Here is a 12,604-nt window from a genome sequence, read left to right as displayed (position 1 = left end):
ATCGACGGCGTATTAACTTCTGGTATTATCACAGAAACAGAAGCTTATGCAGGAATAAAAGACAAAGCTTCCCATGCATATGGAGGAAAATTAACTCCTAGAAATAAGGTTATGTATAAGGAAGGTGGGTATGCTTATGTTTATCTATGTTATGGCATACATTATTTGTTTAATGTTGTAACAAATGAGAAGAACATTCCAGATGCAGTACTTATTAGAAGTATTGAGCCTTTTCATGGTAAATATATGATGGAAGAACGATTAAAGAGTAAGAAAATGAAAGCCTATCCTATAGTAGGACCTGGCAAAGTAACTGTGGCATTGGGCATTTCCTTAATCCACAATGGACTTTCACTTTTTAAGCCGCCCCTCTATATTGCCGATGTTGGAATACAAATCGAGGAAAATCAAATTATTACCACTACACGAATAGGGATAGATTATGCTGAGGAAGATGCACTTTTGCCTTATAGGTTTTTACTTAAAAAAGAAGCGTAATAGCTATTTGTTTTTCCAAACCAAATTTCGTTTGCTTTTCCAACTGAGATAAATAATATCTCTTTCCTCCAAAAAGGATCGCATCACAATAGTGTCTTGCTTATTATTTTTCACCTCATCAGCAAGCTCGTCCAAATATCTTTTCTTGTCAAGATTCATTTTGGGAACATGTAATCTAAATTCATAATATGCTAACATAATAAGAAAAAGTGAAACCAGAGATATCCACCATGGCCCTCGAATAAGATTCAAATTTTCCGATAAAATCAACATGGTAGTGAAAAATATAGGAATGTACCATTTAGCTATATAAACGTAATGAGTTGCTGTAGCACTGAATAAAAACAAGCTATAAATCAAAACAGATAAAAATGAAATCACCACTATTTTTTCATGCAATAAAAAAAGAATATTTCTTTTAAAAATTAGTTTATAAACCAATACCAGTATAATACAGAACAACCCACCACCTTTAAGCATATTCCAAATATTTAAAATCAAAAATTTCCAGGTCTCTAGGTTAAAGATATGATATCCCATATCAGTATACGATGCACCAAAATAGCCGGAACGTTCAACGAATCTTATAGCTAATGCTTTTAAAAACGCAGAAACACCACCTATGGAAGCATATTGAATAAAAACCATGGCATAGGTAACAACCAATACTATAAGAAGGGAAAACCAGCTTTTTCTGAGGAATGGATCTTTGCTAAATATAATATACCATCCTCCAACAAATAAAAGACCGATACCTAGCCAATCTGTGTACGCAGTAAATAATGTAAATGTAATCAGTAAAACATAAAATAACTTTTTTCTGGTTTTAGTATATAAATCATAAAAAATTAACCATCCAGTGAAAAAGAAAAATCCCCAAGCTTCGGAAAAATTATGTCTAGAAAAAAGATACAAAACAGGACCGGATGCTCCCCAAAGTATAAGGCCGGTAATGATAAAAAAATAGACATGAATTGTTTTTCCCCACGTTTCATTGATCCAAAAGAAAATCAAGATAAGCATCAATGTCCACAAAGAAAACAAAACCCATTGCAAATTCTCATTACTTAGAGGAAGAGAAAAAAAAGAAAAAATTAAATAATTGAATAAAAAGGCTCCTGGTGGATGTGAAATATAGTAGTTATTTCCCTCAATATCATCCAAGCGTTTGTAGTAGTGATTGTGTTTTTTAGCTTCTGGAAAAGTCTGAACAGGCGAAAAATGATATTCCAAAGGTGTAGACCTTTTCCATATTTCAAGAGTATTTAACATGAAAATGTGAGCCACATTGTTGTAAGAGATCTCCTTTTCTACATGTTGAAGAAACAAGAAAAAGTATAAAAAAACTATGGCTAAAAAAATGAGAATTTTTTTAAAAAATTTTGTCATATATCTAAATTCAGGATCATTCGAGCCTCGTCACTCATTTTTTCAGGTGTCCAAGGAGGGTCAAAAGTTAACTCAACCCAGACGTCCTGAACACCTTCAATTTGCATAACGGCTCTCCTGATCTGATTTGGAAGAGATTCAGCAATAGGACAATTGGGAGCTGTGAGAGTCATCAAAAGCTTTACATTTCCTTCATCACCAATTTGTATGTCATAAATTAAACCCAAATCATAAATGTTGACCGGAATTTCAGGGTCGTAAATGTTTTTAAGAACTTCAATGATTTTATCCTTTAAATTATCCATGTTTTTTATTTTCTATGGTCGAAAAAGCTAGGGCATATAAGCGAATTTGCTTTAACATGGCATTGAGTCCATTTGAACGCGTTGGTGAAAGGTGTTCGCGCCATCCTAGCCGATCAATAAAAGACATATCGCAATGAAGAATTTCATCTGGTGTCGAACCCGAAAAAATATGAACCAGGATACTCACCATCCCTTTGGTAATGATAGCATCGCTATCGGCAAAAAAATGAATTTTTCCATTATCGTATTCAGCAGCAAGCCATACTTGAGACTGACACCCGTGAATGAGGTAAGCAGGTGTTTTATATTTTTCGTCCAAAGTTGGAAGCTGATTAGCATATTCAATGATCAAATTATATTTATCCATCCAATCTTCCCATGCTAGGAATTGCTCTACAATAGCTTCTATTCTTTCTTGCAAGGTTTTCATAACAACATGTTTAGAACTTTTTTCAATCCTTCTATAAACCTATCGATATCTTCTTCGTCGTTGTAACAGGCAAAAGAAATTCTGACAGTTCCACTTGACAAACCTAGCCATTTCATAAGAGGCTGGGCACAATGGTTGCCAGTTCTGACAGCCACATTCATTTGATCGAGAAGTATTCCCAGATCATAAGGATGAATACGATGATGATTGAAGGATATCACACTGGTTCTTTTAGATACATCATGAGTGCCATAAAGAATTATACCTTCTATGAGGTTCAACTTATTCAAAGCTAATTTCAATAATTTTTCCTCAAACTGCATGATACCTTGAGAAAACAAATCCTGAGTAAAATCCAAAGCTTTTTTGAAAGATACGACACCAGCAATATTAGGTGTTCCTGCTTCGAATTTGTAAGGAAGCGCGTTGAGGGTAGTTTTTTCGCAACTCACTTCCTCGATCATTTCTCCCCCACCCTGGTCGGGAGGCAATTTTTGAAGCCATTCTTCCTTGCCATATAAAACCCCAACACCTGTAGGCCCATACATTTTATGAGCTGAAAAAGCATAAAAATCACAATCCAATTCTTGAACATTAACTGGAATATGAGCTACAGCCTGTGCTCCATCAACAGCAACCAAGATATTTCGCTCGTGAGCGTATTTTGCGATTTCACTAATAGGCTGAATAGTACCTAAAACGTTGCTAACGTGGGCAACAGAGATAAGTCGTGTCTTCGAATCTACCACATGTGTCAGATGGTCTAAATCTACGATGCCTTCGTCGGTAAGATGCAAAACTCTTATTTCTATTCCTTTTCTCCAAGCATTTAACTGCCATGGAACAATGTTGCTGTGATGTTCTAGATGAGTCAAAATAATATTATCACCGGGATTAAAAAGTTCCAATAATGATGATGCCAATAGATTAAATGATTCGGTCGTACCCCGTGTAAAAATAATTTCCTCTCGCTTGGAAGCATGAATAAAATTCTTAACTGCATCACGAGTTTCTTCGAATAAGTCCGTACTTTTTTGCGATAAATAATGGTTAGCTCTGTGAATGTTACTGTTGAGTTTGAAATAGTATTCGCGTTCTGCCTCAATCACTGAAAAAGGTTTGTGTGTAGTAGCTGCATTGTCAAAATACACCAACGATTGGCCTTTTCTCTTTGCATATTCAAATATAGGAAAATTTTGCTTCCAGTTCATTCAAAGTTTTTACAAAATTAATTTAAAAATCACCTCTCTCGAGCTTGAATGATAAAAATTTGTTCTGAATTTTGTAACTTTGCATAAAATATAAAAATATGGATTCAGTTAAAAGAGTGTATACATTTGGAAACAAACAAGCAGAGGGAAAAGCAGATATGAAAGACCTGCTTGGAGGTAAGGGTGCTAATTTAGCTGAAATGAACTTAATCGGTCTCCCTGTACCGGCAGGATTTACCATTACAACCGAAGTATGTAATGAATATTTCAAATATGGAGAAGAAAAAATAAAAGAAATCTTGCTTGAAGACGTCATAAAAGGAATGCACCATATTGAAACTATCATGAATTGCAAATTTGGCGATCCAGATAATCCTCTTCTTGTATCAGTACGTTCTGGTGCTCGCACCTCCATGCCAGGCATGATGGAAACCATCTTAAATGTTGGCTTAAATGATATGACTCGCGAAGGGTTGATTAAAAAGACGAATAATCCTCGCTTTGTTTACGATAGCCAGCGTCGACTTATCCAAATGTATTCTGATGTTGTAATGGAAAAAGCTGCAGGAATTGAACCAGAAGAAGGCAAAGGAATCCGAACAATTCTTGAAAAAGAACTTGAAAAAATGAAGCGTGAACGTGGTGTTAAAGAAGACACAGAACTTACAGCTGAGGATCTAAAAGCTCTTATTGAAATTTATCGTCAAAAAGTTCTTGAAGTTCTGGGAAAACCTTTTCCTGAAGACCCATGGGAACAGCTTTGGGGAGCCATATTTGCTGTCTTCAAAAGCTGGAACGGAAAACGAGCAGTAAGTTATCGAAAAATTGAAGGCATACCCGACGATTGGGGAACCGCAGTCAACGTTCAAGCCATGGTGTTCGGAAACATGGGAGAAACTTCTGCAACCGGCGTAGCTTTCACTCGCAACCCTGCCACAGGAGAAAATTATTTTTATGGTGAATGGTTACCTAATGCACAGGGTGAAGATGTTGTGGCAGGTATACGTACGCCTAATCCCATCAATGAAATTGGAAAAAGCGAACATAATAAGCACCTTCCCAGTCTTGAAGTTGCCATGCCTGACGTTTATAAAGAACTTCATGAAATACAAAAAATACTTGAAAACCACTACCGTGACATGCTTGACATTGAATTTACCATTCAGGAAGGCAAGCTTTGGATGTTACAATGTCGAGTTGGAAAACGCAACGGGTTTGCTGCTGTTAAGATAGCTCTCGACATGCTTGATGAAGGCCTTATAGATGAGAAAGAAGCCATTTTGAGGGTAAAACCATCTCAGTTGGATGAATTGTTACACCCTATCTTAGATGAGAAAGCACAAAAAAATGCAAAAATCATAGCAAAAGGATTACCTGCAGGACCTGGTGGTGCTGTAGGAAAGATTGTTTTCACATCTCAAGATGCAGTTGAATGGACTAAGCGTGGCGAAAAAGTAGTTCTCCTTCGAGAAGAAACTAACCCAGAAGATATCGATGGAATGCGTGCCGCTGTAGCCATATTAACCGCCCGAGGAGGAATGACAAGCCATGCCGCTTTAGTTGCTCGAGGATGGGGTAAATGTTGTGTCGTTGGTGCTGGAGACTTGCACATCGATGTCGAAAAGAAAACCGTGACAACTCCAGCTGGCACTTACAGAGAAGGTGATACCATTTCGCTTAATGGAAGCAAGGGCATTGTTTACGAAGGAGCTCTGCCACTTGTAAGTGGTAGTGAAAACGAAAACTTTAAACGTTTCATGCAACTGGTGGATAAATACAGAACAATGAAGGTTCGTACCAATGCCGATACACCAGAAGATGCTAAGAAAGCCCTTGAATTCGGTGCAGAAGGTATAGGTCTTTTCCGTACGGAACACATGTTCTATGGAGCCGGAAGCGAAAAACCTCTATTCCTCCTACGTAAAATGATCATCAGTACCACTGAAGAAGAGCGCAAGAAAGCACTGGACGAACTCTTTCCTTACATGAAAGCTGACATAAAAGCTACTCTTGAAGCTATGGATGGTTATCCTGTTACAATCCGAACACTTGATCCTCCTTTACATGAATTTGTTCCTCAAAGTGAGGCAGGACGCATTCAGCTAGCCAAAGAATTAGGTGTTTCCATAGATGAAATTAACAAACGTGCCGAATTACTCCACGAAAACAATCCCATGATGGGACATCGAGGTGTGCGTCTCGGTATCACTTATCCAGAAATTACTATCGTTCAAATTAGAGCTATTTTCGAAGCTGCAGCAGAGCTCATCAAAGAAGGCAAAAAGCCTTTTCCAGAAATTATGATTCCCGTTACAGTGAACGAAAAAGAATTAAAACTTCAATTTGAATTAATCGAAAAAGTATACGGAGAAGTTCTTCAAAAGTTTGGTCTAAATGAAATTCCTCACCTTGTTGGCACCATGATTGAAACACCTCGTGCTGCTCTTGTTGCTAGCAAAATAGCTCAATATGCTCAGTTCTTTAGTTTTGGAACCAACGACCTTACCCAGATGACTTTTGCTTTCTCACGTGACGATATCGGGTCTTTCTTGCCAGAATATCTCGAAAAGAAAGTGTTACCTTTCGATCCATTCCAGATCATTGATCAGGAAAGCGTTGGTGTACTCATGAAGTGGGCAGTTGATAACGGAAGGAAAACCAGGTCAAACCTTAAGATCGGTATTTGCGGAGAACACGGTGGTGAACCTAATTCCGTCGAATTCTGTTTCAACATTGGTCTAGATTACGTAAGTTGCAGCCCTTATAGAGTTCCTATCGCTCGTCTTGCAGCAGCTCAAGCTGCAATTAAAAAAGAAAAATAAGAATACACCTATTTGTTGATGTAAGCCCTCTTCTGGAGGGCTTTTTTATTGCCACTTCTATGCATTAAAAATGTATGACCGAAAAAAATAATGGATTAAAAAATTTAAAATGAATTAATTCCTTACGATTTGCACACATATTCCATTGAAAAAAGTTTCATAAATTGCTTCAACTTACAACAAAAATGTGTCGTTTAATAAGCAAGAATGAAATTAGTTTTGTAAAAAAAATGAAATTATTTCATTTATTCTTTTCCATTGCTTGGAGTTTCATATTATGGCCTCAGGAATCAACAAATAGTAATTCTCCATCTCAGGATAATTACGATAGCTTACATGCCAATTATCCTTTCATATTCATGGATCGTCCTGCTTTACTTTTTACTATGCGTCAAATGAATGAAAATGCTTTATCCTTATACCGCATGTTTGGTCGATATATATACAACAAAGTAAAATTACCAATGGACTTAAATACAACAATCGTAATCCTATTCGATGCACTTTTTTTCATCCCACTTACTCACGAGGAGGGCCATCGTTCCATTTTAACTCGCCATAAAATTGGTTCGATTTCTCAACCCTATTTCAACAAATATGGCGCGGCCTACGTCAAAGGAGTAGCTGACAGCACGCTAAAACGACTGAGAGATTCACATCTTCCAGATTACATTCGTCTTCATTCCGCAGGGCTTGAGTCTGACTACATGTTTCTCAAGCAAATCGAAACCCTTCTGGCATTTCAACAAGAAAGGTATTCTATTTTGCAGTGGACATACTTATTAAGAAAAATTTCAGTGATTCAGTACCTTGCTTCAGGACTTTTTAAAATAAAGGTAAACATCAAAGAAGAACCCAATGAACTTGATCGTGATATCGTCGGGCACGACGTTTATAGTTTTGCTCGCCATATCTATCGACCACATATGACATTTTACCGGTACACTGAGTATCATGATTTAACCAATGAAGAAAAAAGATTTATCAGAAGAATAGGCTTTCGTTCTTTCCTCAATGCATTGCACCCATCAATTGTGGGAATACCATACTTTACTTTGAATAGAACTCATATTAATTTAGGCTTAGGTTACATGCTTGCTCCTTTTGGCGATTTTATTGAACTACATATATGGTCATCTTGGAAAAAATGGAATATTTCAACCTATTTTCGCGGCTACCAAAACAAACATACGTGGTTTCCCGCTATTGGAATAAGTATGTCTCAATATCCACTTTTTAAACACTTTTTTCTTGATGCTCAGATACATATTTGGCAACAACCTCAAAACTTGTCTTTTAACACTTCGACACCTTTTACTGGCTTTGCTGTAGATGGATTATTACAATATCATTTTCCGGCGCTAAAAATCTCTTCATTTAATTATATATCCTTAAATTTAGGAATGCTTTACAAAACAAAAGGATTTTTACCTCAAGAAGTCAACTTAAGTCGTTGCCTTTCTCCACGGATAGGGTTAAGTATATTTTATTAAAATTAAAAAAATTATTACTTTTGCCTGTAAGGGTTGTTAGCTCAGGTGGTTCAGAGCGCATGCTTCACACGCATGAGGTCACTGGTTCGAGTCCAGTACAACCCACTTGACTTACTGAGAGATAAATTTGCCTTTTTTGTTGTCTTTCGATGAAACTGAAGGTTTATAATACCTTCCTGGTTGTAGAAGAACACGTACGAAATCTTCTCCGGGTTTTTGATTCGAAATGGCATAACCAACAACATAACCTTCTTCAGTTGCCAACTGACCCTTACCCGGAATGGGAGAAACAGTAATAAAATCACCACTTTTGATTAAGCGATCAGACGGAGCGAGTTTTACCTTTACACGTCCTGTGAAAGCTATGGGATATCCCTCTGATGGATTATTTAGTAAAATGGTAGGGTTTTCCGAAATTACACCAGCTAAATGCTGAATATTATCTTGAGTGGCTAGAGTGAAAATTCCTTCACTTTCTGGCACAAAGCTCACTAGAAGTCCTGGCTCAATGATTTCATTTCCCTTTGGTATGATGGGATAATGCTCAGCTAAGTCGCCATATTGACCTATGGAATAAATACCCTGTCCATAGATATTTCCTGATGCAACAATATCTCCACGTTGAGCTGCAACAGAATATTCATAGTAGATGCAAATGTAAGCATTCAGCACATAAAAATTATCATCAAATAAATCACTAGCATCATAGATTCGGAAATAAACATTCTGACTAGTAGTGAATGAAGTATTATGATAGGAAGTATTAATCCAATCCACACCTGCATAGCCATTGGCACCGGTCTCATATATGGATCCAAAATCTGTAGATCCTATTCTTACCATTACACCGTGCTGTTCATCAGCATCTTGATGATAACCATTGAAGCCATATACCACACGTGTCACTGTGATGCTGGTTGCACCAGGAGGTATGTCAAGTGTGCCTAAAGAAGCTGAATTAAGGTAACCATTTTGAACATTTATGGTGCTAGTAAGATAAAATTCTTTTTTAGCTCGACGAATAGTGGTAGATACCGTTGGGTTACCTACGACAAGAAAAGTATCTATTCTTGCTGAACCTGTTACATGTAAATGATACGATGGGGATGTATTGTTAATACCCACTCTACCACCCATAAACAACGCTGAATTACCCTTTCCCGCACCATCTGCGTAAAGAGCAGTGTTATAACTAAAGGTAGAAGGAAGAGAATTGGCCAATGTAGCATAAACTCCTATGGCTCTCCAGCTGTTATCTTTATCTGCAATACCAGCTATGCCAATGGCATTACCCCATGTAGAATTAGCACCACGAGCAAATCCTTGAGCTCCCACGTTTCTATAATCAGTAGAAGTAGATGTTTGAGTAGCGTATCCATACACAACACTTTTGTCTACGTTTAAATCTGAAAAAACATGCAGCCTTTCAACAGGACTAGTAGTCCCAATACCTACGTTTCCACCTGCTGTGACACGCATTTTTTCAGAATTATTCGTAAAAATTCTGAAATCCATGTTATTGAGGGTTCCAATAAAATCCGATGAAGAAATACTGTTACCACTTAATAACCATGCTTTATCATCACCTAGCAAGCGAACCCATCTCGCTCCATTCCAGTAATAATATCCTGGTGTAACATCGTTTACATTCGACGTGTTATACACCAATAAACTAGTAGCTGGTGAAGTTACAGGACTTGAATTGGTGGTTTGTACGAGTGCAACGCGCGGTATCAGAATCCCTTTATTTGTAGCTACCACGTCCAACATAGCAGAAGCATCAGGAGTGGAGACATTATTTGATATGCAAATTCCTTGAGAATAAAGCAATACCACTTGAAAAAAAAGAAAGACCCAAACCCCTTTTTTCATAATTTTTTTACAAATGTAACTATTGTTACCAAAAAAAACAAAAAAAATTCCAGCTACATCGAAATAGTTCTGACGATTACGATCAAACAATTTTAAAAAAATAAAAAAATGCTCTAATTAAAAATATCGGTGTTGACCACAAAGAAGTAAATAGCGTTAACAACATAGAAATATGATAATTATCATTTTGTGATTACAAAATTAAAATAATAATAATTTTGGTATATAAATACCAAATATATGAAAACAAATATGTTTTGTTATCAATGTCAAGAAGCAGCCAAGGGGATTGGTTGTACTACCCAAGGAGTATGTGGAAAAGACTCTGAATTGGCGATACTTATGGATGCTCTAATCTATTCTGTTAAAGGGCTAAGCAATATCCTTTACCATCTCAACAAACTTGATGTTCCCACTCAAATATACGATGAATTCATTTTAGAGTCGTTGTTTAAAACAGTAACTAACGTCAATTTTGATCCTCAGTCAATTATAAATTCTATTTATCGTTCATTTGAGTTGAAAAAGACAGCTTTGAACAAATTACAAGATGTCGATCCTTCTTTTTCACTTGAACAACTACCTGCTTCTTCGTTTTGGATTGCCACGTCAGATGAAGAAATTTTGAAAATTGGACAATTACATGGTGTTAACACAGATTATGATGAAGATCATCGATCATTAAGGGAAACTCTCATGTATGGAGTCAAAGGAATGGCGGCTTATGCATATCATGCTTTACACTTAGGAAAAAGCGATAAGGAAATTTTTCATTTCATACATCGCGTTTTTACATCGCTAGAAAAAAATAATCTTTCAAACGATGAACTACTTACTCTAATTTTAGAATGTGGTGAGAAAGGGGTTCGCACGATGGCTTTGCTTGACGAGGCTCACACGAACCGATATGGCCATCCTGAAGTCACTACGGTTTCATTAGGTGTGAGAAATCGTCCTGGAATTTTAGTTTCCGGACATGATCTGATCGATCTAGAAGAACTACTTGAGCAAAGCAAAGATGCTGGTATTGATATATACACTCATGGCGAAATGTTACCAGCTCATTATTATCCCTTTTTTAAAAAATATACCCATTTTGCTGGAAATTACGGTAATTCATGGTGGCAACAACGTGAAGAATTTGAAAAATTCAACGGACCTATTCTTTTCACTACCAATTGCATTGTTCCTCCTTTTGAAAATGCTAGTTACAAAGATCGCATATATACTACAGGTGCAACCGGATTACCAAACGCTACATACATCCCGAACAGAAAAGATGGTAAATCTAAAGACTTTAGTCAAATTATCAGGCATGCACAACAATGCCAACCACCATTACAACTCGAAGAAGGTCAGATCGTAGGTGGTTTTGCTCACCATCAAGTCTTATCGTTAGCCGATAAAGTTCTCGCAGCCGTAAATTCAGGGAAAATTAAAAAATTTGTTGTGATGGCTGGTTGTGACGGACGCCATAAAGAACGACAATACTATACAGAATTTGCACAAAAACTTCCCCCTGATACCGTGATTCTAACCGCAGGTTGTGCTAAATATCGTTATATTAAACTTCCTCTCGGTAACATTGACGGAATTCCACGTGTATTGGATGCCGGACAATGCAACGATTCCTATTCGCTTGCAGCTGTTGCTCTAAAACTAAAAGAAGTCCTGGGTCTCGACGATATCAACAAACTCCCCATCGTTTATAATATTGCATGGTACGAACAAAAAGCTGTTATCGTATTGTTGGCACTTCTGTATTTAGGAGTGAAAAACATTCACCTTGGTCCCACCTTACCTGCTTTCTTGAGCCCAAACGTTCTCAAAATCCTCCAAGAAAAATTTCAAATTAACACCACTAGCACAGTCGAAGAAGACCTTAAAAAATTCGAACTAGTATAAATTCTACACTTAATTTGTACGAATAAAATGCAATAACCCTGCATCAACAGCCCAATCAACTTTGTTCGTACTAAACTCGATAAGATCAATATTAAAAAGATTTTATTCTTGCCTTATTCGTACATAACTCCTCACCAAAATTACATCAGCCACAATCAAAAGTATGAAACAGATCATGGTAATTGGTGGCAAGTAACCAAACCAGACGGAGGGATTTAGCCAATTTTTATATCCGATGAAAAAAATATGAAGTTTTAAAAACAGTGAAAAAATAAGCATTGTTTGATAATTTTTCAGTCCACGCACCAAAAAATAAGTGATGATCCCACCAAGAAGAGAAAAACTTCCATCAAATGAATATGAATCATTGGAGATAAATTTCGGCAGAAGATCTTTTGAAAGTATAAGAATGGACAAAATAATATGAAAAAACGACATTTGTCGTAAAGCATCATGATTTGTTTGATCTACTGTACGGTTGTTAGCATATTTTATCGACAATATAAGAAAAATAAACGGCAAAGTAAAAGCAATGGCTTTATTCGTGATAACTAGAGGAATATTTTCCGGGGTCATGTTGCCAAATGTCACGTAACGAATAAAAGCGTATGCAAATGTTAAGAGAAATATTACAACTATGGTAATATACGGACGATTGAACCTTTTCCCACTGTTCATC

Annotated in this window: 10 protein-coding genes and 1 tRNA gene; 5 read left to right on the top strand and 6 right to left on the bottom strand. The window is 36.8% G+C overall.

All coding sequences use genetic code 11. From position 1 onward, the window contains the following. The coding region (locus N2Z72_06480) for a DNA-3-methyladenine glycosylase (GenBank protein ID MCX7697320.1) at positions 1-498 on the top strand (498 nt) is incomplete at its 5' end. Between the two features lie 3 nt (positions 499-501). Here N2Z72_06480 and N2Z72_06475 read toward each other — a convergent pair. From N2Z72_06475 to N2Z72_06460, 4 genes are read right to left on the bottom strand one after another with little or no spacing between them, the layout of a single operon-like run. After that, the gene (locus N2Z72_06475; GenBank protein MCX7697319.1) at positions 502-1,887 is read right to left on the bottom strand and encodes a hypothetical protein; all 1,386 of its coding nucleotides are present in this window, start codon (positions 1,885-1,887) and stop codon (positions 502-504) included. Then, positions 1,884-2,192 carry an SUF system Fe-S cluster assembly protein gene (locus tag N2Z72_06470; protein ID MCX7697318.1) on the bottom strand — a complete coding sequence of 103 codons (309 nt, stop codon included), beginning with the start codon at positions 2,190-2,192 and terminating at the stop codon, positions 1,884-1,886. The genes N2Z72_06475 and N2Z72_06470 overlap by 4 nt, the downstream gene beginning before the upstream one ends. Next, positions 2,185-2,622, bottom strand: coding sequence for a SufE family protein (locus N2Z72_06465; protein ID MCX7697317.1), 438 nt, complete (start codon positions 2,620-2,622; stop codon positions 2,185-2,187). Before N2Z72_06465 ends, N2Z72_06470 begins: the two co-directional genes overlap by 8 nt. Beyond that, positions 2,619-3,833 carry a cysteine desulfurase gene (locus tag N2Z72_06460; GenBank protein ID MCX7697316.1) on the bottom strand — a complete coding sequence of 405 codons (1,215 nt, stop codon included), beginning with the start codon at positions 3,831-3,833 and terminating at the stop codon, positions 2,619-2,621. Before N2Z72_06460 ends, N2Z72_06465 begins: the two co-directional genes overlap by 4 nt. 98 nt (positions 3,834-3,931) lie before the next feature. Between N2Z72_06460 and ppdK the strand changes: the two genes are divergently transcribed. The 3 genes from ppdK to N2Z72_06445 all read left to right on the top strand — a co-directional run bounded on the left by ppdK (position 3,932) and on the right by N2Z72_06445 (position 8,253). After that, positions 3,932-6,655 carry a pyruvate, phosphate dikinase gene (gene ppdK, locus N2Z72_06455; GenBank protein MCX7697315.1) on the top strand — a complete coding sequence of 908 codons (2,724 nt, stop codon included), beginning with the start codon at positions 3,932-3,934 and terminating at the stop codon, positions 6,653-6,655. Between the two features lie 230 nt (positions 6,656-6,885). Continuing rightward, positions 6,886-8,148: a hypothetical protein gene (locus N2Z72_06450; protein ID MCX7697314.1), complete on the top strand. Its 1,263-nt coding sequence runs from the start codon at positions 6,886-6,888 to the stop codon at positions 8,146-8,148. 30 nt (positions 8,149-8,178) lie between these two features. Then, a tRNA-Val gene (locus N2Z72_06445) sits at positions 8,179-8,253 on the top strand. 6 nt (positions 8,254-8,259) lie between these two features. Here N2Z72_06445 and N2Z72_06440 read toward each other — a convergent pair. Then, positions 8,260-10,020, bottom strand: coding sequence for a hypothetical protein (locus N2Z72_06440; GenBank protein ID MCX7697313.1), 1,761 nt, complete (start codon positions 10,018-10,020; stop codon positions 8,260-8,262). A 252-nt stretch (positions 10,021-10,272) separates the two neighbouring features. Here N2Z72_06440 and hcp point away from each other — a divergent pair, with 252 nt between their 5' ends. Beyond that, positions 10,273-11,925: a hydroxylamine reductase gene (gene hcp / locus N2Z72_06435; GenBank protein MCX7697312.1), complete on the top strand. Its 1,653-nt coding sequence runs from the start codon at positions 10,273-10,275 to the stop codon at positions 11,923-11,925. Between the two features lie 102 nt (positions 11,926-12,027). Here the strand turns inward: hcp and N2Z72_06430 are convergent, their stop codons facing one another. Next, the gene (locus tag N2Z72_06430) at positions 12,028-12,603 is read right to left on the bottom strand and encodes a hypothetical protein (GenBank protein ID MCX7697311.1); all 576 of its coding nucleotides are present in this window, start codon (positions 12,601-12,603) and stop codon (positions 12,028-12,030) included. Position 12,604: the final 1 nt, after the last annotated feature.

The organism is Bacteroidales bacterium (assembly GCA_026418905.1).
Taxonomy (GTDB): domain Bacteria; phylum Bacteroidota; class Bacteroidia; order Bacteroidales; family DTU049; genus JAOAAK01.
This window is presented reverse-complemented; position numbering and strand designations above follow the sequence as displayed.